This is a genomic window from Streptomyces sp. NPDC001985, from assembly GCF_040296845.1.
Taxonomy (GTDB): domain Bacteria; phylum Actinomycetota; class Actinomycetes; order Streptomycetales; family Streptomycetaceae; genus Streptomyces.
Map to the genome: position 1 here is coordinate 78,393 of NZ_JBEOYB010000006.1, position 24,156 is coordinate 102,548.

A 24,156-nucleotide genomic window follows, 5' to 3' on the forward strand; every position below is an offset into this window, starting at 1 on the left:
CCTTTCCGTTGAACGCCGAGGTCCACATGACACCATGTGTGCAGCTCTTCACTGTGCGTACAAAATACGTACTGGGCGTTACGAGTACGTACTGGCCGGCGTTTCACCGCCCCGCGCCGGCGACATGGGCGGCCCTCGCATCTCCTGCGGCAGGGTCGCCGCCGAGGGCCGAACGTGGGCTGTACTCCATTCAACGCGCCGCCCGTGGTGGCGCGCGCCTGGCACTTGCTGTCCGCGCCCACCGCCCGGGGGATCGCCCCCCACTCCTGTGGGGCCTGCCGTGCGGTTCTGGCACGGCCTGCGACTATGAGGACGCCAGAGTCGATCGCCAGGTTCCGGGGCGGTGCCAATTGCCCCTGGCCATCACTGTTTACGTACCCACAACGTTTGGTATGACGCTTTCCGCGGAGGGCCGCTCCAGGACCCGTGCCCCGGAGAGATCCACCGAGGGATCGACTGCCGAACACCCTCAGTCGACCTCACCGACCTCCATCAGGCGCTTTTTTCAGCCAAGTTCAAGATTGACCCAAGAGCGGTTCAAAGTCCCTCAGACACCATCAATCCCACTGGTGCAATGCTGGACATCCCCTTCCTTCTGCGTGTAGATGTGGATGCATGGGTAGCCACGCAGAATGACATGAATGACATGGGGGTTTGCGATGCTATTGAGCAGAACGCACCAGGTGGAAAGCCGATCGCGATGAGCGCCCCCCATCTGCCGAAAGTGGCTGGAATCAACTCAGCACTTCCGCTTCCGCAGCACACTACGGCGCCCCTCTCCCCTTCTCTCTCCCCGCCCGCCATCCCCGGGATCGCGGCCGGGACGGCTCCGGGTGTCTCCCCCGGGGCACTGGTCCAGGACCGGCTGGCGGGCTGGGTCTCCGATCTGGCCACCCTTCACGAGCTGACCGAGCGGCTGGCCGCGACCCGTTCGCTCGACGACGCCCTCCGGGAGCTGCTCGAAGCCGGGGCGGCGCTGCTCGGCGCCCGCCGCGGTCTGGTCGTCCTGGAACCGCCGCCCACGGCCCCGCCCTCCCGCGCCGACCGCTTCGCCGCCGACCGCGGCCCGGCCCTCACCAGGGGCCTCGGCCTCACCCATGCCGAACTGGGGCACATCGAGACGGTCCCGCGCGCGGCGACCGCGTACGGGCGCATTCTGGAGAGCCGGGGGCTGCCCGGCGCGCCGCCGCAGGCCGTCGCCCACCCCGACGTCCTCGGGGACATCTCGCTCGACCCCCGCCACCGCGAGGTCGCCCGCCGGCTCGGCTGCGCGGCCGGTTACACCCAGCCCCTGGCGTCCGAGCCGTCCGGCACCCTGGGCGCCGCCGTCTGGCTGTACGACGAACCCACCGCGCCGGATCAGCGCCGGCGCCGGCTGGCGGCCCTCTACTCCCGGTACGCCACCGAGCACCTGGCCCGGCTGCTGGAGCTGGAGCACGCCCGCGCCACGGTGGCGGCCGTCGCCGGGGAACTGCTGCCCAGCAGGCTGCCCAGGGTGCCCGGGGTGGAACTCGCGGTCCGGCACCGCACCGGACCGCACGGCGGCGGCGACTGGTACGACGCGCTGGCGCTGCCCGAGGGGGCGCTCGGGCTGGCCGTCGGCTCGGTCAGCGGCTCGGGCCCCGGGGCGCTGGCCGCGATGGGGCGGCTGCGGGCCTCCCTGCGGGCGTACGCCGTGATGGAGGGCGAGGACCCCGTCGCCGTGCTCTCCGATCTCGAACTGCTGCTGCGGCTGACCGAACCGGCCCGCACCGCCACCGCCCTCTTCGCCTACGCCGAGCCGTCGGCCGCCCGCATCGTGCTCGCCGGGGCCGGGCACACCCCTCCCCTGGTGATCGGGGAGCGGCGCACCGAGTTCGTCGAGACCTCGCTGTCCGCGCCGCTCGGGATGCTGGCCTGCTGGGAGGCGCCGAGCGTGGAGCTGTCCCCCGAGCCCGGAGAAACGGTGCTCCTCTATACGGACGGTCTGCTGCGGCGCACCGGCGACCCCATGGACCGGGCCTTCGCCCGGCTGCGCTCCGCCGCCGCGAGCGTGCCGAGGGCGGCCCGCGCGGACCCGGGGGCGGTCGCGGACCACGTCCTGGACACGGTGCTGCGGGAAGGGCCGGGGCAGGGCCCGGAGGACGAGGACATCGTGCTGCTCGCCGCCCGTTTCGGCTGACGGAGACGAAGACGGAGACGGAGGCCGCAACGGACGGGCCGGGGATCGAGGACCGCCCGTTATGTCTTACTTCTCACATCTCTCGGAGCCTCTTCGGCGTCGCACATACGATGGAGACCGGTCCAGTGACGTATCGAGGAGGCAGACGTGGCCGAGGAGCTCACCCCGAGTACCCCGGAAGAAGAAGAGCCGCAGATCAAGCCGCGCAAGAACGGCCTCTACCCCGGCGTGTCCGATGAACTCGCCGCGAGCATGGCGAGCGGCTGGGCCGACACCGAGCTGCACGACCTCCAGCCCCTGGAGCAGGCCGGTCACACGGCGGACCGCCGCGCGGCGCTCTCCGCGCGCTTCCCCGGCGAGCGGCTGGTGATCCCCGCGGGGAAGCTGAAGACGCGCTCCAACGACACGGAGTACTCCTTCCGTGCCTCCACCGAGTACGCGTACCTCACCGGCGACCAGTCCGAGGACGGCGTCCTGGTGCTGGAGCCCACCGCCGACGGCCACCGCGCCACCATCTACCTGCTGCCGCGCTCCGACCGCGAGAACGGCGAGTTCTGGCTCTCCGGCCAGGGCGAGCTGTGGGTCGGCCGCCGGCACTCCCTCACGGAGGCCGAGAGGCTGCTGGGCATCCCGGCCAAGGACGTACGGGAGCTGGCCGGGCGGCTGCGCGAGGCGACCGGCCCGGTCCGCGCCGTGCGCGGGCACGACGCGGACATCGAGGCGGCGCTGACCGACAAGGTCACCGCCGAGCGCGACGAGGAGCTGCGCACCCACCTCTCCGAGGCGCGTGCCGTGAAGGACGCCTTCGAGATCGCCGAGCTGCAGAAGGCGTGCGACTCCACCGCCCGTGGCTTCGAGGATGTCGTCAAGGTCCTGGACAAGGCCGAGGCGACCAGCGAGCGCTACATCGAAGGAACGTTCTTCCTCCGGGCCCGCGTCGAGGGCAACGACGTCGGCTACGGCTCGATCTGCGCCGCCGGCCCGCACGCCACCACGCTGCACTGGGTCCGCAACGACGGCCGGGTCCGCTCCGGCGACCTGCTGCTGCTCGACGCCGGTGTCGAGACCACCGCGCTCTACACCGCCGATGTCACCCGCACCCTGCCGATCAACGGCCGGTACACCGAGCTTCAGCGGAAGATCTACGACGCCGTCTACGACGCCCAGGAGGCGGGCATCGCCGCGGTGCGGCCGGGTGCGAAGTTCCGTGACTTCCACGACGCCGCGCAGCGGGTGCTCGCCGAGCGGCTCGTCGAGTGGGGGCTGATCGAGGGACCGGTGGAGCGCGTGCTCGAACTGGGTCTCCAGCGCCGCTGGACGCTCCACGGCACCGGTCACATGCTCGGCATGGACGTCCACGACTGCGCCGCCGCGCGCACCGAGGCGTATGTCGACGGCACCCTGGAGCCGGGGATGTGCCTGACGGTGGAGCCCGGTCTCTACTTCCAGGCGGACGATCTGACCGTGCCCGAGGAGTACCGCGGCATCGGCGTGCGGATCGAGGACGACATCCTCGTCACCGAGGACGGCAACCGGAACCTCTCCGCGAGCCTGCCCCGGCAGGCCGACGAGGTCGAGGCCTGGATGGCCTCGCTCAAGGGCTGAGCCACGGCCGCCACGGCCGCGTGAACCGGAGTTCTCCGGGGGAGGGCGCGCTCGCTCAGGGTCTACGAGACCTTGAGCAGCGCGTCCTCCCGCCATTTGAGGACTTTGTCGAAGCTGACCACGGCGCCGTGACCCGGCCGGTTGCCGAAGTGCACATGATCGGCGAGCTGCTCGATCAGACAGAGCCCGCGACCGCTCTCGGCCATCGCCGGCACCTGGGCCCTGACGGGGGCGCGCCCGGTGCCCCGGACGGGGAAACCGGCCGGCAGCTCGCGCCCGGTGTCCCGGCCCGGGTCGCGGCCGGGGAAGCCGGGACCGGAGTCGGCGACCTCGATATGGCACTTCTCGCCGTCCAGATAGGCGGTGACCCGGTACGCCCCGGCGGTCTCGCCCGGCTCCCGCCCGCCACCGTGCTCCACGGCGTTCGCACAGGCCTCGCTGAGCGCGACGGAGAGATCGAAGGAGATATCGGGGTCGACCCCGGCGGTCTCCATCGTGCCGAGCAGAAGACGCCTGGCGAGCGGAATGCTCGCAGCTTCGCGCCGCAAGTGGAGAGACCACCAGATGCTCATGCTCCAGCCTCCTGGCTGCGGCTCGACATACCGATACGTATTGCCCCTGGGCGGGGTTCATAAGCACCCGGCCGCTGTGATTGCGCTCATTCGGCCGACGCGCGGCACCGGTACGGCGGTGTAGACCACGCGGCCGGGGGGCCGCCCCGGCGGTGCGCGCGAGAGGCACGGGGCCGCGGGGACAGCCGGACAGCCAAAGAGGGATCTTCCGGACCTGCCGTTCCGGAGCGGAGGGCTCAGTGGGATGATGACCCGGCCATGTCGTCCCTGTCGTCGCCCCCACCGACTGCGCCGGGTCCACCGCCTCTCTTCACCGGAGCCGGTCCACGGCTGCTCAGGGCCGCGGTCTTCACCGCGGTCTGTGTCGCGCTGTCCGCGGCCGGTCATGTGGTGGCCTCCTGCGCGGCCGTGCCCTGGTGGACACTGGCCGTGGGATTCCTCGGGGTCTTCGCCCTCGTGCTGCCCTTCACCGGCCGGGCGCGCTCGCTGCCGTCGGTGATCGTGGCGCTGGGCACGGGACAGCTGGCCCTGCACGCGCTCTTCGGCCTCTCCCAGAACCATCGGCTGCGGATGCCGCAGACCACCGATGACGCGCTGCTCACGATGGCGGCGAAGCTGGTCTGCGGGGCGGGGGCCTCCTCGCTCTCGCCCTCCGACGCGCACCGGGTCGTCACCACGGCGGGCCTGACCCCGCCGCGGCACCCGGCGCACATCCCGCTCGCCGAGCCCGAACTGCTGCCCTCCCTCCCCATGCTGCTGGGGCATCTGCTGGCCGCTCTGGCGACCGGCTGGCTGCTGCGGCGCGGGGATCTGGCGCTCACCCGGCTCACCGAGCTGTCCGCCCGCTCGGTGCGGGAGGCCGGCCGGGCCGCCGAGGCCGCCCGGCTGCGCCCGCTGTGTGCCGCGCTCACTCTCGTACGGGCGCTGTGCGGCGGTCTGCTGCGCGCCCCGGTGGTCCTCACCCGCGCCCCGCGCGCCCAGGACGACCCTCCCCCGTCGCTCGCGGGCGAGGCACTTCAGCACGCGGTGATCAGGCGCGGGCCGCCCGCTCTCCTCGTGCTCGCAGCCTGACCGGCCCACTCGACGGGAGTGCGGCCGGTGTGCCGGCGCGGTTCCGTGTGCCCGGCGCCTCCTGTCTCTCCTCACCCTGTGGAGTGTCTTCGTCATGAGTGCCTCAAACATCACCAACATCTTCCGCACCTTCCCCACCTCCCGTTTCTCGCGCAACGCGCTCCGCGTCACGGTCGCGACCGGGGTCGCCGCCTCCGCCGTGCTGCTGGTCTCCGGCACCGCCGCCGCGCATGTGAGCGTCCAGCCGCAGGGCCAGGCCACCAAGGGCGGCTACGCCACCGTCAACTTCCGGGTCCCCAATGAGCGCGACGACGCCTCGACCGTGAAGCTGGAGATCAGCCTGCCGTCCGAGCACCCGCTGACCTCGGCGCTGCCGCAGCCCGTGCCCGGCTGGAAGGTCTCGGTCGCCAAGGCCAAGCTGGACAAGCCGCTGGAGTCGCACGGCAAGAAGATCACCGAGGTGGTCTCCAAGATCACTTGGACGGCCGAGTCCGCGAAGGTCGCACCCGGTCAGTTCCAGCAGTTCCCGGTGGCGCTCGGACGGCTGCCCGAGGACGTCGACCAGCTGGTCTTCAAGGCCCTCCAGACGTATGACAACAAGGAGATCGTGCGCTGGATCGAGGCGCCCGAGGAGGGCAAGGAGCCCGAGCTGCCCGCCCCGGTGCTGGCCCTGTCGGAGCCGGTGGAGGACGACCACGCCACCCAGCCCGGCGCCGGCGCCACCGCCACCGCCGACGCCAAGAACGCCGGGCAGGAGAAGGAGACCGCGTCCGCCTCGGACGACTCATCGGACTCGACGGCTCGTGTCCTGGGCGGCATCGGCATCCTGGTAGGAGCCGTGGGCGTCGCCTTCGGTGTCCTGGCCGGCCGCCGCCGCGCCTCCTGACACCGTTCACGTGTACCCCCTCCCGTAACCATTTCTGGGATGTTTTTCCATGCGTAAGAAGACCGCGCTGGCCGCCGCGCTCGTCGTGGCGGCCGCGCTCACCCTGTCCGCCTGCTCCTCCGGCGACGGCGCCGACTCCGCGAAACCCTCGGAGAGCTCCATCGCCAAGATCGAGGGCCAGGAGGAGAAGAAGCCCGGCACCGTGCTGCACCAGCCGTACACCAAGCCGGATCTGGTGCTCACGGACACCAAGGGGGAGAAGTACGACCTCCGCGAGCGGACCAAGGGCAAGCCGACGCTGATCTTCTTCGGCTACACCAGCTGCCCCGACGTCTGCCCGCTGACGATGAGCAATGTCGCCATCGCCGAGAAGACGCTGTCCAAGGCCGACCAGGAGAAGCTCCAGGTCGTCTTCGTCACCACGGACCCCGAGCGGGACACCCCCGCCGAGCTGGGCAAGTGGCTGGCCAGCGCCGGTGACAAGTCCTTCGTCGGGCTCAGCGGCGACTTCGCGACCATCCAGGCGGGCGCCCGCCAGATGGGCATCGGGATCGATCCGGCGAAGAAGGAGAAGAACGGCGACGTCGTGTCCATGCACGGCGCGCAGATCGTCGCCTTCTCACCGAAGACGGACAAGGGCTATGTGCTCTACGGCGAGGGGACCTCGGCCGACGAGTACGCGGAGGACCTGCCGAAGCTGGTGCGCGGGGAGAACCCGTGAGCCCGTGGGGCCGGGGACGGCGGACGTCCCTGAACCAGGGGGGCCGAGAACAGCGGTGGCCGACGGGCCGGTGGTCCTCGAACCGCAGCAGGGCTCTGGCCGGTGCCGTGGCCCTGAGCGCGGGGCTGGCACTGACCGGCTGCTCTTCCGAGAGTAGCGGTCAGGAGCCGGAACTCAAGGTGGTTGGCGCCTTCATGCCACAACCCGTCAGCGACATGGCCGCCGGCTTCCTCACCGTCCGCAACGACGGCGGCGGAGCCGACCGGCTCACCTCCGTCACCAGCCCGCTCTCCGACGATGTGACGATCCACGAGTCGAAGGACCAGCGGATGCGGAAGGTCGAGTCCTTCGGCATCCCCGCCGATGGCGAGCTGAATCTGGAGCGCGGCGGCAACCACGTCATGTTCATGGGCCTCAGGGAACAGCCGAAGGAGGGCGCGAAGGTCACGGTGAAGCTGCACTTCGAGAAGTCCGACCCGATCACGGTCGACCTTCCGGTCAAAGCACCGACGTACAGCCCCGAGAAGCACTGAGTACGAAGGACTGACCACGCCATGACAGCCACCGCCCCGTACCTCGGCCCGCACCCGGCCGAATCCGCGAGACCCCTGCCCAGAGCGGCGCCCCTGCTGAGGGCGCTGCTCACCCTGGCCGTGCTCATCGGCACGGCCCTCGGCACACTGCTCGCCACGGCCGGGCCCGCTTCGGCCCACGCCGCGCTGACCGGGAGCAATCCGAAGGACGGGGCGGTGGTCGCCACCGCCCCCACGGAGGTCACCCTCACCTTCTCCGAACAGATAGACATGGGGAAGGACTCGATCCGGGTCCTGGACCCCCAGGGCGAGCGCGCCGACGAATCCACCGTCCGCGACGTCTCCCGGGGCGGCACGGTCGGCTACGGAGTCGATCTGCGGCCGGACCTGCCCGAGGGCACCTACACCGTCGCCTGGCAGGCGGTCTCGGCGGACAGCCACCCCATATCCGGCGCGTTCACCTTCTCCATCGGCGCGCCCTCCGAGACCTCGGTCGCGCTGCCCGACACGGCGGCGGGCGGGGGAGCCGTCGGTGTCCTCTACGACATCGCGCGCTATGCCGCGTACGCCGGCTTCACCGTGATGACCGGCGCCGCCGCGTTCATCCTGCTCTGCTGGCGGCGCGGCGCGGCCGTCCGTCCGCTCCAGCGGCTCGTCGCCCAGGGCTGGGTGACGCTCACCGCCGCGACGCTGGCGATGCTGCTGCTGCGCGGCCCGTACACGACCTCCGGAAAGCTCGGCGACGTACTCGACCTCGGCGTGCTCCAGGACGTGCTGGAGACCAGGACCGGTGCGGCCCTGGTCTCCCGGCTGCTGCTGCTCGGCGCTGCGGCGCTCTTCATCGCCGTGCTCTTCGGCGCGTACGCGCGGCAGACCGCCGCCGGCCCCGGCGCCCCGGACACACCAGGGGACGCGGACCGGGACCCGGCCCGGGCGAAGGACCTCACCTTCGGACTGGCCGTCGGCGGCACCGTCGTCGCCGCCGGGATCGCCGCCACCTGGGCGCTCTCGGAGCACGCCTCCACCGGTATCCAGACGGGGCTGGCGATGCCCCTCGACGTGCTGCACCTGCTGGCCGTCGCCTGCTGGCTCGGCGGTCTCGCGGCGCTGCTCACCGCCCTCCACCGGGCGCCGTCGATCGAGCCATCGGCGGTACGGAGGTTCTCCTCGGTCGCCTTCGCGAGCGTGGTCACCCTGGCGGTGACCGGGCTGTACCAGTCCTGGCGGCAGGTGGGCTCGTGGTCCGCGCTGACCGGTACGGAGTACGGGCGGCTGCTGCTGATCAAGGTGGCGCTGGTGGCCGTGATGCTCGGCGTCGCGTGGTTCTCCCGGAAGTGGACGGCACGGCTGGCACCGGCGGCGGAACGGCCCCGGGACACCACCGGGGACCCGGCCCGGGACGAGTCGGCGGACGACGCGGGCACGGACACGGGCACGGACACGGGCACGGATACGGACGCGACGGGGAACGAGGACGCCGGGCGGGCCGCCCAGCTCGCCCGTCAACGGGCCGCGCTCGCCACCGCCCGCCGCAGGAAGGCACGGGACGCCGACCCCGTGCGCTCCGGACTCCGCCGCTCCGTACTGGCCGAGGCGGCCGTCGCCGTCGTCCTGCTCGCCGTGACCACCGTGCTCACGACCACCGAACCGGGCCGTACGGAGGAGGAGGCCGGGAAGGCCGGAACGAGCACCTCCGGCAGCACCGCTCCGGCCCCCCGGGGCCCGGCCGAGGCCGAGCTGCCCTTCGACACCGGCGGCACCAACGGGAAGGGCACCGTACGGCTCACCCTGGACCCGGCCCGGCCGGGCGCCAACCAGCTCCATCTGTGGATCGACGGACCGGGCGGAAAGCCCATGGACGTACCCGAGGTGAAGGTCTCCCTCACCCTCCGGGCCAAGCAGATCGGCCCGCTGCCCGTCACCCCCGAGCGCCTCGCGGCGGGACACTGGAGCACGGATTCCGTGCAGATCCCGATGCCCGGCGACTGGCAGGTCCAGGTGACCGTGCGGAGCTCCGACTTCGACCAGACGACCGTCGACACTCACGTGAGGATCGGCTGAGCCACACATGAGCGGGAAGCGCGCATGACCTCCGAACCACGCACCACCCCCGAACCACGCACCGCCTCCGTGCCGCGCACGACCCCCGAACCACGCACCGCCTCCGTGCCGCGCACGACCCCGGTGGACGGAGCCCCCGGGGTCTCCCGGCGACGGCTGCTCGGCACCGCCGGCACCGTCGGCGCGGCCGGGCTCGCGCTGGGCGCGGCGGGCGGCGCGGTGACCCACGCCGCCACGGCCGGCGAAGCGCCCACCGCGCTGAGCAGCGTCGGATCGGGCACGGTGGCCTTCCACGGCGAGCACCAGGCCGGCATCACCACACCGGTGCAGACCCATGGCCATCTGATCGCCCTCGACCTCGCGCCCGGCGCGGGCCGCAAGGAGGCGGTGGCGCTGATGCGCCGCTGGTCCGCGCTGGCCTCGGAGCTGATGGCGGGCCGGCCGGCCGGGACCGGCGACACCGGTGTCGCGCTGGACGCGGGCCCCTCCTCGCTCACCGTGACCTTCGGCTTCGGCCGCGGCTTCTTCGGCCGTACGGGACTGACGGCCCGGCGGCCCGCCGGTCTCGACCCGCTGCCGCCCTTCACCGCCGACCGGCTGGACACCCGGCGCTCGAACGGCGATCTCTGGGTGCAGATCGGCGCGGACGACGGCCTGGTGGCCTTCCACGCGCTGCGCGCGATCCAGCAGGCGGCCGGGGCCTCGGCCCGGGTGCGCTGGCAGATGAACGGCTTCAACCGTTCCCCGGGCGCCACCGCCCGCCCGATGACCACCCGCAATCTGATGGGGCAGGTCGACGGCACCAACAACCCGAAGCCGTCCGATGAGGACTTCGACCGGCGGATCTTCGTGGCGCGGGGCGGCGAGCAGGAGTGGCTGGCGGGCGGCTCCTTCGCGGTGGTGCGCCGTATCCGGATGCTGCTCGACGACTGGGAGTCGCTGCCGCTGGAGGAGCAGGAGCGGATCATCGGGCGGCGCAAGTCGGACGGCGCCCCGCTCACCGGCGGCACGGAGACCACACCGCTCGCGCTCGACCGGCGGGGCCCGGACGGGAAGCCGGTCATCCCGGCCGACGCCCATGCCCGGATCTCCGCCCCGGAGCAGAACGGCGGGGCGGCGATGCTGCGCCGCCCGTTCTCCTATCACGACGGAATGGGCGCGGACGGAACACCCGACGCCGGGCTGCTCTTCATCTGCTGGCAGGCGGACCCTCTGCGCGGCTTCGTGCCGGTGCAGCGCAAGCTCGACCGGGGGGACGCGCTGTCGCCGTTCCTGCGCCATGAGGCGAGCGGGCTCTTCGCGGTGCCGGGCGGGGCCCGGGAGGGCGAGTACGTGGGACAGCGGCTGCTGGAGTCCTGAGAGCCGGTGCGGCCGGGCACGGTCGGGTGCGGTGGCACGGGTAAGGGGCGGTGTCCAGGGGCGGAGCCTCTTACACGGCCGCCCACGGGTCTCCGGCCGCACTAGGGTTGCCTCATGTCAGCCACGCGCTACACGTATCTGGGGCCCGAGGGCACCTTCACCGAGGCCGCTCTCCGCACGCTTCCGGAGTCCGCGACCCGGGAGCTGGTCCCGATGGTGTCCGTGCCCGCCGCACTGGACGCCGTCCGCAACGGGGACGCGGCAGCCGCTCTCGTACCGATCGAGAACTCGGTGGAGGGCGGCGTCACGGCCACCATCGACGAGCTGTCCTCCGGCAAGCCGCTGATGATCTACCGCGAGGTGCTGCTGCCGATCGCGTTCGCCCTGCTGGTGCGGCCGGGCACGGAGCTGTCCCGGGTGCGGACGGTGACCGGGCACCCGGTGGCCCAGCCGCAGGTGCGGAACTGGCTGCGGGCGAATCTGCCGGACGCCCTGTGGGAGTCGGCCGCGTCGAACGCCGACGGTGCGCGGCTGGTGCAGGAGGGCACGTACGACGCCGCCTTCGCGGGTGAGTTCGCGGCGGCGACCTACGGCCTCGAACCGCTGGTGACCGAGATCCACGACGCGGAGAACGCGGAGACCCGGTTCGTGCTGGTGGGCCGCCCCGCCCGGCCGGCCGCGCCCACCGGCGCGGACAAGACCTCGGTGGTCATCTGGCTGGGCGAGGACCACCCCGGTGCGCTGCTCGGTCTGCTCCAGGAGTTCGCGGTGCGCGGGGTCAACCTGATGCTGATCCAGTCCCGGCCCACGGGGGCGGGGATCGGCAACTACTGCTTCGCGGTGGACGCCGAGGGCCATATCTCCGAGCGCCGGGTCGCGGAGGCGCTCATGGGACTGAAGCGGATCTGCCCGAATGTGCGCTTCCTGGGCTCGTATCCGAGAGCCGGGGTCGCGGTGGAGGATGTGCGTCCGCCGCGTGCGGGGACATCGGACGCCGACTTCACGGAGGCGTCGGACTGGCTGACGCGCTCCCAGGACGGCCGCGCGAGCGGCTGAACGCGGGGCGGCCCGGGCGGCTGGACGCAGCCCGGCGCGAAGACCGGCGCGGGCCGGCACAGGCCGCCGCGAGGGCTCACGCGGGGCGGCGCGGGCGGCCGAGCCGTCCACCCCGGTCCTGCCCGACCTGCTGATTTCCGCATCCACAGAGTTATCCACAGGTCACCCTCCAACCTGGGGACAAGTCGACATCTCACGGCCTCTCAGTCGATAAATCGGCCCGCTCGCACCACCCCCCTCCACAGGCCGGCCGACCGGCGCCACCCCGCTCCCGTCACCTTCATTTCATTGATCAACTCTTTGGAGCGAGCAATTCCCACCCGAATGAGGGAGTGGGGTGGGTTTGGGAGAGGAATCACCGGACCTTCGCCACACCCACGGAATGATCACTTCCACGATCCACAACTTTTCCGCACAGCCTGTGGATAACTTTTCGGAACTCCCTCCACCTGTGGACAAGCCCGACCCAAGTCCCCCGTTCCGCAAGGGATGCAGATCCCTTCCGGCCGTCCCGGCGGCCCGCTCCCTCCTCGATTCCCGCCCGTCGCCGGCCCATGGCATGGTGTTTATCGGGCGCCCGTCCGCGCGAGTCCGAGCCCTCCACCGATAAACCGGCAAAGAGCATCAATTAGGCCGAAATGCCGTGCATGGCTATAACGAGTGGCGGGGCGGTGAGCACGCACCGGTAGCCTGGTGGGGTGATTGACCTTCGCCAGCTCCGTGAGGACCCCGACCGTGTCCGCGCCTCCCAGCGCGCCCGTGGAGAGGATGTCGATCTCGTCGACGCCCTGCTCTCCGCCGACGAGCGGCGCAGGTCGTCCGGGCTCCGCTTCGACGAGCTGCGCTCCGAGCAGAAGCAGCTCGGCAAGCTCATCCCCAAGGCCTCTCCCGAGGAGCGCGCCGAGCTGCTGATCCGCGCCGAGCAGCTCAAGGCCGATGTCAAGGCCGCCGACGCCGCACAGCACGAGGCCGACGAGGAGGCCCGCGGCCTGCTGCTCCGGCTGGGGAACATCGTCCACGAGGACGTCCCGGTCGGCGGCGAGGAGGACTTCGTCGTCCTGGAGACGCACGGCACCATCCGGGACTTCGCGGCCGAGGGCTTCGAGCCCAAGGACCACCTGGAGCTGGGCGAGGCGCTGGGCGCCATCGACGTCGAGCGCGGCGCCAAGGTGTCCGGCTCGCGCTTCTACTACCTCACCGGTGTCGGCGCCCTGCTGGAGCTGGCCCTGGTGAACGCGGCCATCGCCCAGGCCACCGAGGCCGGCTTCATCCCGATGCTGACCCCGTCGCTGGTCCGCCCGCGCGCCATGGAGGGCACGGGCTTCCTCGGCCAGGCCGCCGAGAACGTCTACCACCTGGAGAAGGACGACTACTACCTGGTCGGCACCTCCGAGGTCCCCCTCGCCGCGTACCACATGGACGAGATCATCGAGGCCGAGAAGCTGCCGCTGCGGTACGCGGGGTTCTCCCCGTGCTACCGCCGCGAGGCCGGCACCTACGGCAAGGACACCCGGGGCATCTTCCGTGTGCACCAGTTCGACAAGGTCGAGATGTTCTCGTACGTGGCCCCGGAGGACGCGGAGGCCGAGCACCAGCGGCTGCTGGAGTGGGAGAAGCAGTGGCTGACCGGCCTTGAGCTGCCCTTCCAGGTGATCGATGTCGCCACCGGCGACCTCGGGGCCTCCGCCTCGCGCAAGTACGACTGCGAGGCGTGGATTCCGACCCAGGGCAAGTACCGCGAGCTGACCTCGGCCTCGAACTGCAACAGCTTCCAGGCCCGCCGGCTGTCGATCCGGATGCGGGAGAGCCGGGACGGCAAGAAGGTGGTCCAGCCGCTGTCGACGCTGAACGGCACGCTCTGCGCCGTACCGCGCACGATCGTGGCGATCCTGGAGAACCACCAGCTGGCCGACGGCTCGGTGCGGGTGCCGCCGGTGCTGCGTCCCTACCTCGGTGGCCGGGAGATCCTGGAGCCGATCGCCCAGTGAGCCCGGCCGCGCCCGTCACCCCGCCCCCGCACCCGTTTCCGTATCCGCTGATCGCGACCGACCTCGACGGCACGCTGCTGCGCGCCGACGGGACGGTCTCCCGGCGCACCCGTGACGCGCTCGCCGCGGCCACCGCGGCGGGTGCGGCGCACATCGTCGTCACCGGCCGTTCCGTGCCATGGACCCGGTACATACTGGACGACCTCGGCTACGAGGGTCTCGCGGTCTGCGGGCAGGGCGCGCAGCTCTACCACGCGGGCGAGCACCGGCTGCTGACCTCGGTGACGCTGGACCGTCAGCTCGCCGGGCTGGCGCTGGCCAAGCTGGAGGCCGAGGTCGGCCCGCTGGCGCTGGCGGCGAGCCGTGACGGGCTCGACGGCCAGGTGCTGGTCAGCCCCGGTTACGCGGTCCATGACGGGCCGCTCCCGGTGGTGGCCCTCACCGACGAGGCCGAGCTGTGGTCGGCCCCGCTGAACAAGATCTACATCCAGCACCCCACCCTCGACGACGACGCCCTCACCCGGGCCGCACGGCAGACGGTCGGCGGTCTGGTGGATGTGGTGCTGGCGGGCGCCGGAGTGGTGGAGATGCTTCCCCTCGGCCTCACCAAGGCCACCGGGCTCTCCCTGGCGGCCCGCCGTCTGGGGGTCCGCGCGGCGGACACGATCGCCTTCGGCGACATGCCGAACGACATCCCGATGTTCGCCTGGGCGGCCCGGGGTGTGGCCATGGCCAACGCGCACGCCGAACTGAAGGCGGTGGCGTCGGAGGTCACGGCGTCCAACGACGACGACGGCATAGCGGTGACGCTGGAGAGCCTGCTGCGGGGCTGAGCCCGCGGCTCCGGCCGATCCCGGCGTCCCCCATCCGGAGGCGGTCCAACCCCTGGAAGGGGGCCACCCCGGAAAGGGGGCCACCCCAGGAAGGGGTCCAGCCCCGGGAGGCCCCGGCTCCGGAAGAGGTCCAGCCCCGGGAGGCCCCGGCCTCCGGGAGGGGCGGTCCGCGCTCACGCGCGCTCGAAGCGACCGCCCCCCGGGCAGCGGCTCCCGGGCAGCGGAGCGGTCGACCGCTACTCCGCGCGCTGCCCTCCGCCGCCCTGCGAGAAGCCCGGCGTACCCGCGTACCGGGTCATCGTCGTGCTCCTCTCCCGGCCGGTGACACCGGTCGTACGGGTGTACTCCCGGTTCCCTCACTGTGCCCCCGGCCCCGGGCTCCGCGCCACCGGTTTTGGTCCCGCCCCCACGCGCCGGCCCCCGCCCGGTGATCCGGACAGGGGCCGTGGGCGCGGACTCCGGGGCACCGGCACCGACACCGACACCGGAACAAGAGGCGGGGACGCGGGCGCGGGCGCGCTTCCTACTCCTCGCCCGCGAGCTTCAGCACCCGCAGCTTCTGCCCCGCGTACCAGGTCGCCACCACGGTGACGACGGCCAGCAGGGTCACGGCGAGCGGCAGCCCGACGTCCGAGCCGATCAGGCCCTCGCCGGCGATCCGCTCCGCGAGCGAGAGCGCCCACTGCTGCACGCTCAGCGTGCGCGCGCCGCTGACCAGGCTGCCGAAGAGGCTCTCCCAGACGATGGCGTAGATCAGACCGATGACGACCGCGTTCCGGCTGACCGTGCCGAGCAGCAGGAAGAGCGCGCTGTAGGCGATCGAGGCGACGAGCGCCGCGACCATGTACGCGATGGCGACCTGCTGGCCGTTGCCGTTGAGGATGAACCCGGCGATGAGGGTGGGTATCGCGGAGAAGGCCATCGTCACGGAGATGGCGACGATCAGCTTGGTGAAGATGATCGTCGACCGGCTCACCGGCTTGGAGAGCAGATAGACGATCGAGCCGTCGTCGATCTCGGGTCCGATCGCACCGGTGCCGGCGATCACTCCGATCAGCGGCACCATCGCGGCGATGGCGAACCCGCCGAGGAGGTCGGCGGCTATCTGGTCGTCCGCGCCGTTGAAACTGCGGACGGCGACGGCCATGACCAGCAGCAGGGCGGGAAGGACGAAGAGAATCGCCGCACGGCGCCGGCCGAGCAGGGCCCGGTAGGTGAGCCGGGCGACTGTGGGGTTGTACATGACGTCACAGCTCCTTTCAGGCCGCTACGAGGTACGAGAAGACCGATTCGAGGGACTCGTCCGAGGGCGAGACCGTGAGCAGGCGGATGGAGTTGTCCCGCGCCACCCTGGGGAGCAACTCGGTGAACCGGCCGAAGTCGACGGCCTGGACCCGCAGCGCGCCCTCGGTGACATCCACCTCGATACCGGCCGTGGAGGGGTCGGCGATCAGGGCGGCGGCGAGCGCGCGGTCGTCGCTGGAGCGGACGAGATAGCGGTGCGGGCGGTCCGTCATCAGCCGGCGGATCTTGTGGAAGTCACCGGAGGCGGCGTGGCGGCCGGCGACGATCACCTCGATGTGCGAGGCGAGTTGCTCGACCTCCTCCAGGATATGGGAGGAGAAGAGCACGGTGCGGCCCGTGGCGCCCATACGCCGCAGCAGTTCCATGAGCTGCATGCGCTGACGCGGGTCCATGCCGTTGAACGGCTCATCGAGAAGCAGCACCGACGGGTCGTGGACCAGCGCGGACGCCATCTTCACCCGCTGGCGCATGCCCTTGCTGTACGTGGAGATCTTGCGGTCCTGCGCGTACTCCATCTCGACCGTGGCCAGCGCGTGCTGGGCCTCCCTGGCGCTCAGACCGTGCAGTTCGGCGTTGGCGACGACGAACTCGCGCCCGGTGAGGAAGTCGTACATCGCCTCCCGCTCCGGCACGACGCCGATCTGCGTGTAGACGGACTCGTTGCGCCAGATCGGCTGCTGGTCGAGCGTGACCCGGCCCGTGGAGGGGGCGAGGAAGCCGCCCATCATGTTGATCAGAGTGGACTTGCCCGCCCCGTTGGGGCCGAGCAGCCCGGTGACACCGGGGCCGATGGTCATGGTGACGTCGTTGACGGCCACCACGTTTCCGAACCACCGCGAGGCGTTCTCGATATGGATGGTGGTCACAGCCCGGCCTTTCGGTAACGGCGCATCAGGACGGCGTACGAACCGGCGATGAACGCGAGGACGACCAGCAGATAGAGCACTCCGAACGCGGCGTCCGGCCCGGCCTCGCCGGGGAAGCCCGAGGTGGCCCCGAGGAACGCGGTCTGCACACCGTCGATGAGGGTGGTCGGCGAGAAGAGACCGAACCACTTGATCACATCGATCGAGTCGGTCGACCGGGCGATCTCCTGGATCACCGTCACGGCGACGGAGGAGATGGTCAGGGTCGCGATGATCGCGGCGACGCCGAAGCCGCGGCGCGGGGTGAGCGCCGCCAGCACCAGGGCGATCCCGCCGAAGAGCACCGACATGAGCGCCACGGAGACCAAGGACTGCCCCAAGCCTGTCGTCTGGTCGGTGAAGTCCATCTTCGCCAGCAGCGCGCCCGCGTAGAGGATCACCAGCGGCGCGGCGGTGAGGATGAACAGGGCCGACGCCATGGCGCCGTACTTGGCGAGGACGTAGTCGGCCCGCTCCAGCGGGCGCGAGAAGTACAGCGGAACCGTCCTGAACCGGAGGTCCCGGGAGACCGACTGCGGCGCCTGGGAGGCGAGATAGAGCCCGATGACCGGCTGGGTGAAGAGCGCGTACGCGGTGTACTCCAGCGGCAGCTCGGTGGACTTGGTGGCCACGGCGACCGCGACGATGATCGCCGCGGGAAGGCACATCACCGCGAAGAGGATCATCGGCAGCACCTTGGACTTGGCCGAGCGGCCCAGTCCGTAGGCGCCCCGGAGGGACTGCGAGTACAGCGAGCGGCGCACATAGGCGCGGCCGAGGCGCCGGCCCTCGTAGTTGCGGTATCCGATGTTGTGGATACGGGTGGAGTCGGGGGCCGTCCCCGGGGTCTGGGTGCTCATCGGGTCTGCGCCTCCGTCGACTGGTCCTGGACCCCGGCGGGCCGGCCCGCGCCCTGGGCGGCCGCGTCCGGCCGGAAGACCTCCGCTATGTGGTGGCGCCGCTGTTCCATGCGTACGAGACCGAGGCCGAGGCCGGCCACCGTGTCGCGCACCACGTCGTAGGTCTTCTCGCCCTCCGCCTCGATCAGCAGGATGTGCCCGGCTCCGGGCAGCCCTTCCTCCGCGGTCGTGTGGAAGGTGATTCCGGCCGAGGCCAGCCCCTCCCGGAGCGCGGCGGTGCCGTCGGGGTGTTCGTCGCTGTCGGTGACCTCGACGGCGAGGGTGGTGGTGTTCTGGGTGAACTCGCTGGTGGAGCTGGAGCGCAGCAGGGAGCCGCCGTCGATGACGACGACATGGTCGCAGGTGCGTTCGAGTTCGCCGAGGAGGTGCGAGGTGACCAGGACCGATATGCCGAAGTCGGTGTGGATGCGGCGGATGAGGCCGAGCATCTCGTCCCGGCCGGCCGGGTCGAGTCCGTTGGTGGGCTCGTCCAGCAGGACCAGCTTGGGGTCGTGCACCAGGGCCTGCGCGAGCTTGACCCGCTGCTTCATGCCCGTCGAGTAGCCGCCGATGGGGCGGTAGCGCTCTTCGTAGAGGCCGACGTGGCGCAGGGTGTCGGCGGTCCGCTCACGGGCGGCGGACGACGGGAGTCCGGACATGCGCGCCATGTGGACGACGAACTCGGTGGCCGAGACATCGGGCGGCAGGCAGTCGTGCTCGGGCATGTATCCGACCTGCTCGCGGATGGCGGGGCCGCTGGTGGCGACATCCAGGCCGAGCACGGCGGCCCGGCCCTCCGTGGCGGGGGAGAGACCCAGCAGGATCTTGATCAACGTCGACTTGCCGGCCCCGTTGGCACCCACCAGACCGGTCACACCCGGTCCGATGTCCAAGGAGAGCCGGTCAAGAGCGGTCACCCGGGGGTACCGCATGCTCAGGCTTTCGGTCACGATCACAGTCACGTTCCGACGGTAGTGGCGCCCCGCGCGCGGGGCGTCAGTCTGGACGGCTGGATCGGTCTCCGACTCCAGAGGTACTCCCCCTAGGGGCGTGAGACCCGGGCGGGAGGGTTTTCCCCAGGGCGGGGACCGGCTCTTGACGCAGCCGCCGGGGATTGTCACATTCATCTGTGTCACGTTACGGCTGCGTACTGCGCACGACCGCGGGCCAGGGGAGGGGCCCGGCGAATCTCGGCGGTGGTGGATGAACTCCCGGTGGGGTCACCGGGGTTCCGGTGGCGGGAGATCACGTGGGTGTGCGGGGAGCGCGGGAGCGCTGGGTGCGTACGGGCGGTATCGAGCTGTGTGTCGCCGAACTGGGCGACCCCGCGCGGCCCACGGTGATACTCGTCCACGGCTATCCGGACAGCAAGGAGGTCTGGTCCGAGGTGGCCGGGCGGCTGGCCGGCCGTTTCCATGTGGTGCTGTACGACGTCCGGGGCCATGGCCGGTCCTCCGCGCCGAGGCCCCTGCGCGGCGGCTTCACGCTGGAGAAGCTGACGGACGACTTCCTCGCGGTCGCCGACGCGGTGAGCCCGGACCGCCCGGTGCATCTGGTGGGCCACGACTGGGGCTCGGTGCAGTCCTGGGAGTTCGTCACGGTGCGGCGGACCCGGGGGCGGATCGCCTCGTTCACCTCGGTCTCCGGCCCGTCGCTGGACCACTTCGGACACTGGATCAGAGCGCGGGCTGCCCGGCCGACCCCCCGCCGCGCGGCCCAGCTCCTCGGCCAGGGCATCAGATCGTGGTACGTCCTGATGCTGCACACCCCGGTCCTGCCCGAGCTGGCCTGGCGCGGACCGCTGGGCCGGCGGTGGCCGAGGGCGCTGGAGCGGCTGGAGAAGGTGGACAGGGGCGACTACCCGACGGCGTCGCTGCCGCGGGACGCCGCGCACGGGGCCTGGCTCTACCGCGACAATGTCCGCGCCCGGCTGTCCCGTCCCCGCGCGGACGCGCACGCCCATGTCCCGGTCCAGCTCATCACCCCGACGAGGGACGCCTTCCTCTCCGAGCGGCTCCACGACGACCTGGAGCGGTGGGTGCCGGAGCTGACCCGGCGCACCCTGGCCGCCCGCCACTGGGCGCCGCGCACCCGGCCCGACCAGCTCGCCGACTGGATCGGCGGGTTCGCCAATGCCGCGGAGGGCGGGTCGGCGGCCCGGCGGCCGGCCGCGGCACCAGGGGTGTACGGCGAGCGGTTCGGCGGCCGGCTGGTCCTGGTGACGGGCGCGGCCAGCGGTATCGGCCGGGCCACGGCGCTCGCGTTCGCCGGGGCCGGGGCGCGGATCGTGGCCGTGGACCGGAACGCGGAGGGAGCGGCGGCGACGGTCGGCGCGGCCCGTCTCAGGGGTGCGCCCGACGCCTGGGCCGAGGTGGTGGACGTCGGTGACGCGGAGGCGATGGAGAAGCTCGCGGCCAGGGTCGCCGACACGTACGGAGTGGTCGATGTCCTGGTCAACAACGCGGGCATCGGGGTGTCCGGGCCGCTGCTGGAGACCGGTGTCGAGGAGTGGAGGAGGGTTCTCGACGTCAATCTGTGGGGTGTGATCCACGGCTGCCGGCTCTTCGGCCGGCAGATGGCGGAGCGTGGTCAGGGCGGCCATATCGTCAACATCGCGTCGGCGGCCGCCTTCCAGCCGACCAAGGGCCTGCCCGCGTACAGCGCGTCGAAGGCCGCGGTGCTGATGCTCAGCGAATGTCTGCGGGCCGAGCTGGCGGGGCGGGAGATCGGGGTCTCGGCGATCTGTCCGGGGCTGGTCAACACCAATATCGCGGCCACCGCCCGTTTCGTCGGGGTCGACGCGGCGGAGGAGAGCCGGCTGCGCGAGCGGGCCGCCCGGCTCTACAGCCGGCGCGACTACCCCCCGGAGAAGGTCGCGGACGCCGTTCTGCGCGCGGTGGTGCGCGACCGGGCGGTGGTGCCGGTGACCCCGGAGGCCCGGGTCGCCCGGCTGCTGTCCCGGTTCGCGCCGAAGGCTCTGCGGGCCGTCGCCCGGCTGGACCCTCCGCTGTGAGCCCGGCCGGGAAGGGGGCGGAGCCCCGGATCGAGTACCGCATCGAGGATCTGGCCCACCGCAGCGGCGCCACGGTCCGCACAATCCGCGCCTACCAGGACCGAGGGCTGCTGCCGAAGCCGGAGCGGCGCGGCCGGTCCAATGTCTACGGCTCGGCCCATCTGGCGCGGCTGCGGCAGATCGCCGGGCTGCTCGACCGGGGCTACACCCTGGCGTCCATCAGGGAGCTGCTGGAGGCGTGGGACGCCGGGCGGGGTCTCGGCGGGGTGCTCGGCCTGGTGGCCGAGGTCCACGGCCCGTGGACGGACGAGGAGACGGCCCGGATCACCCGTCCGGAGCTGGCGGAGGCGTTCGGCGGCACCGCCGACGACGACGCCGTGGCGGACGCGGTGGAGCTGGGGGTGCTGGAGTCCGTCCCGGGGCGGGACGACGAGTTCCTGGTGCCGAGTCCCCAGGAGCTGGCGGTGGCGGCCGAGTTGCACGCGGCGGGGGTGCCGCTGAAGGCGATCTCGGTGCATCTGCGGGAGGTTCGCGGCCAGGTGGAGCACATCGCGGCCCGTTTCCTGGAGTTCACCACCGAGCATGTCTTCGACCGTCTCCTCGGACACCGCCCTCCGACGGAGGAGGACGCGGTCGAGGCGGCGGCCCTGGTGCGGCGGCTGCGCCCGCTCGCCCAGCAGACCGTCGACGCCGAACTGGCCCGGGCCATGCGGACCTTCGCCACCCGGCACCTCCGCAGAAGCCTGTCGGCGGAGGAGGGCCCCGTACCGGCCGGGGAGACCCGCCCGGTGCGTCTGCCGCCGGAGACGGTACGGGCCGTGGAGGCCCTGGTTGGCGGGGAGAACACGGCCCGTTTCATCACAGCGGCCACCGAACGCGAGCTACAGAGCAGGACTTTGGACGCCCTTGCCCCAAATACCAATGAAGGGAACTTCTTTGATCAAAACGGTTAATTCGCAAGGCTGTTGTCCACAGAATCGCCAAGCCGCCTGTGGATAACCCGTGTTGTCTGTGGAGCAAACCTGGGGGACAGGAAAATCTCGGCGACGGCGGGGCCGGGCCGGGCGGGTCGCGCCGGTCCACTCCGATCTCCTGAAAAGAAGCGGATACGCCCGGGAGGAGCCGGCCGGCCCTCCGGAGCCGCCCGTGCGACTGCCCGGCCTACCGGGGCCGGCTGCGGACCGGGACCGGGACCGACCCCTCCGGGGCCGGGACCGGACCGGGGCCGGGGCCCGGGCCGGGGGGCCGGTGCCTCGGGTCCGGCCCGGCTCAGCCGGTGAGCTGGGCGAGGGCCTCCGTCGCGATCCGCTCGAAGACCGTCCGGTCGGCGGCGAAGTCCGAGTCCGGGATCGGGGCGTGGATCGCCAGCTCGGTGAAGCCCAGCTCGAAGTGGCGGCCCGCGAAGTCCACAAAGGCGTCCAGCGACCGCATCGGAGCGTCCCGGTCCGGCGTGAAGCCCGTGAGCAGGATCTTCTCCGGCTCCTCCTCCCGCCCGGCCTGGGCACACGCCTTGCCCAGCCGGGAGAGCTGCTCGCGGAGCGCCTCCACGGAATCCTCCGGCGTACCCGTCTCAAAGATCGCCGGATCTCCGGTGGTCACCCACGCCTGCCCGTACTCGGCCGCGAGCCGCATCCCGCGCGGGCCGTTCCCCGCGACCGCGAAGGGCAGCCGGGGCCGCTGCACACAGCCGGGGACATTGCGCGCCTCGACCGCCGAGTAGAACGCCCCCTCGCTGGTGACCGAGGGTTCGGTCAGCAGCCGGTCCAGCAGCGGGAGGAACTCGCCGAACCGGTCGGCCCGCTCCTTCGGCGTCCACGCCTCCTGCCCCAGCACCGTCGCGTCGAACCCCGTGCCGCCGGCCCCGATCCCGAGCGTGACCCGGCCGCCCGACAGATCGTCCAGCGAGATCAGCTCCTTGGCCAGGGTCACCGGATGGCGGAAGTTCGGCGAGGTGACCAGAGTCCCCAGCCGCATCCGCTCCGTCGCCCCGGCGGCGGCCGTGAGGGTCGGGAGCGCCCCGTACCAGGGACCGTCGCGGAAAGTGCGCCACGACAGATGGTCATAGGTGTACGCGGTGTGGAAGCCGAGCTGCTCCGCGCGGAGCCACTCGTCACGGCCCCCGTGGAGCCAGCTGCGGACAGGAAGGATCACGGTGCTCAGTCGCATGGGCCCGAGGGTACGCGGGCGGGGCGGACCGACCCGGGCCGGGGAAAACCGGCGGCCCGTCCGTGCGCCCTCCCGCACGCACGCACGTACGACGCGTACGGGAGAATGGACCGGTGACCTCAGCTACCGATCCCTCGCCCGTGGCCGCAGTCCCCCGGCTGATCGCCACCGACCTGGACGGCACGCTGCTGCGGGACGACAAAACGGTCTCCCAGCGCACCGTCGCCGCCCTCGCCGCGGCCGAGGAAGCCGGTATAGAGGTCTTCTTCGTCACCGGCCGTCCGGCCCGCTGGATGAGCGTCGTCAGCGCCCATGTCCACGGCCACGGCCTGGCCATCTGCGCCAACGGTGCCGCCGTGGTCGACCTGCACGACAACGGACGGGTGCTGAAGGTCCACGACATCGGGCGGGAGACCGCACTCCGGGTCGTCGAGGCCCTGCGGGCTGCCGCCCCGGGCACCACGTTCGGGATCGAGACGACCGTGGGCTTCCACAACGAGCCGGACTACCCCCGCCAGCAGTCCCACGACCCCGGCTCGATCGTCGCGGTCGCCGAGAAGCTGCTCCACGAGGAGTCCCCGGGCACCGGCAGCCCGGTGCTCAAGCTGCTCGCCCACCACTCCGAGCTGGAGCCCGACGCGTTTCTCGCCCTGGCCCGCGCCGCCGCCGGGACGCTCTGCTCGATCACCCGCTCCAGCCCCTCGTCCCTGCTGGAGATCAGCGGCCTGGGTGTGAGCAAGGCCAGCACCCTGGCGCTCTGCTGCGCCGAGCGCGGCATCTCGGCGGACGAGGTCGTCGCCTTCGGCGACATGCCCAACGATGTCGAGATGCTGACCTGGGCGGGCACCTCGTACGCGATGGGCAACGCCCACCCCGCCGTGCTCGCCGCCGCCTCCGGCCGGACCGACGCCAACAACGACGACGGTGTCGCGGTCGTCATCGAGGAGATCCTCCGCGACCTCCCCGCCCTCCGGAACCACTGACCACGCGCACGGCCCCGCCGCCACGACGGCCGGCCGCTT

20 protein-coding genes are annotated in these 24,156 nt (G+C 71.8%); 14 read left to right on the top strand and 6 right to left on the bottom strand.

Going from position 1 to position 24,156, the window contains the following annotated elements; all coding sequences use genetic code 11:
- Positions 1-574 precede the first annotated feature (574 nt).
- Positions 575-2,161, top strand: coding sequence for a PP2C family protein-serine/threonine phosphatase (locus ABT122_RS04160; RefSeq protein WP_351545002.1), 1,587 nt, complete (start codon positions 575-577; stop codon positions 2,159-2,161).
- Between the two features lie 147 nt (positions 2,162-2,308).
- Positions 2,309-3,766, top strand: coding sequence for an aminopeptidase P family protein (locus ABT122_RS04165; protein ID WP_351545005.1), 1,458 nt, complete (start codon positions 2,309-2,311; stop codon positions 3,764-3,766).
- A 62-nt stretch (positions 3,767-3,828) separates the two neighbouring features.
- Here ABT122_RS04165 and ABT122_RS04170 read toward each other — a convergent pair whose 3' ends face one another.
- The gene (locus ABT122_RS04170; RefSeq protein ID WP_351545008.1) at positions 3,829-4,338 is read right to left on the bottom strand and encodes an ATP-binding protein; all 510 of its coding nucleotides are present in this window, start codon (positions 4,336-4,338) and stop codon (positions 3,829-3,831) included.
- A gap of 258 nt (positions 4,339-4,596) precedes the next feature.
- On the opposite strand from ABT122_RS04170, the gene ABT122_RS04175 reads away from it, so the two are divergent.
- The 9 genes from ABT122_RS04175 (at position 4,597) to ABT122_RS04215 (ending at position 14,846) form a co-directional block, all read left to right on the top strand.
- Positions 4,597-5,409: a hypothetical protein gene (locus ABT122_RS04175; RefSeq protein WP_351545011.1), complete on the top strand. Its 813-nt coding sequence runs from the start codon at positions 4,597-4,599 to the stop codon at positions 5,407-5,409.
- A 94-nt stretch (positions 5,410-5,503) separates the two neighbouring features.
- Entirely contained in the window at positions 5,504-6,295 is a 792-nt protein-coding gene (locus ABT122_RS04180) for a YcnI family copper-binding membrane protein (RefSeq protein ID WP_351545014.1), read from the top strand.
- A gap of 49 nt (positions 6,296-6,344) precedes the next feature.
- Positions 6,345-7,016, top strand: a complete 672-nt coding sequence (locus ABT122_RS04185; protein WP_351545017.1) for an SCO family protein — start codon at positions 6,345-6,347, stop codon at positions 7,014-7,016.
- Between the two features lie 29 nt (positions 7,017-7,045).
- Positions 7,046-7,549, top strand: a complete 504-nt coding sequence (locus tag ABT122_RS04190) for a copper chaperone PCu(A)C (RefSeq protein WP_451067327.1) — start codon at positions 7,046-7,048, stop codon at positions 7,547-7,549.
- A 21-nt stretch (positions 7,550-7,570) separates the two neighbouring features.
- Entirely contained in the window at positions 7,571-9,610 is a 2,040-nt protein-coding gene (locus tag ABT122_RS04195) for a copper resistance protein CopC (protein WP_351545019.1), read from the top strand.
- Positions 9,611-9,634: 24 nt separating this feature from the next.
- Positions 9,635-10,969: an iron uptake transporter deferrochelatase/peroxidase subunit gene (gene efeB, locus ABT122_RS04200; protein ID WP_351545022.1), complete on the top strand. Its 1,335-nt coding sequence runs from the start codon at positions 9,635-9,637 to the stop codon at positions 10,967-10,969.
- A 114-nt stretch (positions 10,970-11,083) separates the two neighbouring features.
- The gene (gene pheA / locus ABT122_RS04205; protein WP_351545025.1) at positions 11,084-12,025 is read left to right on the top strand and encodes a prephenate dehydratase; all 942 of its coding nucleotides are present in this window, start codon (positions 11,084-11,086) and stop codon (positions 12,023-12,025) included.
- A 698-nt stretch (positions 12,026-12,723) separates the two neighbouring features.
- On the top strand, positions 12,724-14,013 hold the full coding sequence (gene serS / locus ABT122_RS04210; protein ID WP_351545028.1) for a serine--tRNA ligase: 1,290 nt from the start codon (positions 12,724-12,726) through the stop codon (positions 14,011-14,013).
- Positions 14,010-14,846 (top strand): HAD family hydrolase, encoded by an 837-nt coding sequence (locus ABT122_RS04215; protein WP_351545031.1) that lies wholly within the window; start codon positions 14,010-14,012, stop codon positions 14,844-14,846. The genes serS and ABT122_RS04215 overlap by 4 nt, the downstream gene beginning before the upstream one ends.
- 523 nt (positions 14,847-15,369) lie before the next feature.
- Here the strand turns inward: ABT122_RS04215 and ABT122_RS04220 are convergent.
- The 4 genes from ABT122_RS04220 to ABT122_RS04235 are packed head-to-tail and all read right to left on the bottom strand — an operon-like array spanning position 15,370 to position 18,911.
- Entirely contained in the window at positions 15,370-16,089 is a 720-nt protein-coding gene (locus ABT122_RS04220) for an ABC transporter permease (protein WP_351545034.1), read from the bottom strand.
- 16 nt (positions 16,090-16,105) lie between these two features.
- Complete coding sequence (locus tag ABT122_RS04225) at positions 16,106-17,017, bottom strand: ABC transporter ATP-binding protein (protein WP_351545037.1); 912 nt, start codon at positions 17,015-17,017, stop codon at positions 16,106-16,108.
- Complete coding sequence (locus ABT122_RS04230) at positions 17,014-17,916, bottom strand: ABC transporter permease (RefSeq protein ID WP_351545040.1); 903 nt, start codon at positions 17,914-17,916, stop codon at positions 17,014-17,016. The genes ABT122_RS04225 and ABT122_RS04230 overlap by 4 nt, the downstream gene beginning before the upstream one ends.
- Positions 17,913-18,911 carry an ABC transporter ATP-binding protein gene (locus ABT122_RS04235; RefSeq protein ID WP_351545167.1) on the bottom strand — a complete coding sequence of 333 codons (999 nt, stop codon included), beginning with the start codon at positions 18,909-18,911 and terminating at the stop codon, positions 17,913-17,915. The genes ABT122_RS04230 and ABT122_RS04235 overlap by 4 nt, the downstream gene beginning before the upstream one ends.
- A gap of 293 nt (positions 18,912-19,204) precedes the next feature.
- Between ABT122_RS04235 and ABT122_RS04240 the strand changes: the two genes are divergently transcribed.
- Positions 19,205-20,968 (top strand): SDR family oxidoreductase, encoded by a 1,764-nt coding sequence (locus ABT122_RS04240; protein WP_351545043.1) that lies wholly within the window; start codon positions 19,205-19,207, stop codon positions 20,966-20,968.
- The gene (locus ABT122_RS04245) at positions 20,965-21,921 is read left to right on the top strand and encodes a MerR family transcriptional regulator (protein WP_351545045.1); all 957 of its coding nucleotides are present in this window, start codon (positions 20,965-20,967) and stop codon (positions 21,919-21,921) included. Before ABT122_RS04240 ends, ABT122_RS04245 begins: the two co-directional genes overlap by 4 nt.
- Before the next feature lie 316 nt (positions 21,922-22,237).
- On the opposite strand, the gene ABT122_RS04250 is transcribed toward ABT122_RS04245, so the two are convergent.
- A complete protein-coding gene (locus ABT122_RS04250) occupies positions 22,238-23,134 on the bottom strand; it encodes an LLM class flavin-dependent oxidoreductase (protein WP_351545048.1) in 897 nt (298 codons plus the stop codon).
- A 113-nt stretch (positions 23,135-23,247) separates the two neighbouring features.
- On the opposite strand from ABT122_RS04250, the gene ABT122_RS04255 reads away from it, so the two are divergent.
- Entirely contained in the window at positions 23,248-24,117 is an 870-nt protein-coding gene (locus ABT122_RS04255) for a Cof-type HAD-IIB family hydrolase (RefSeq protein ID WP_351545050.1), read from the top strand.
- Positions 24,118-24,156: the final 39 nt, after the last annotated feature.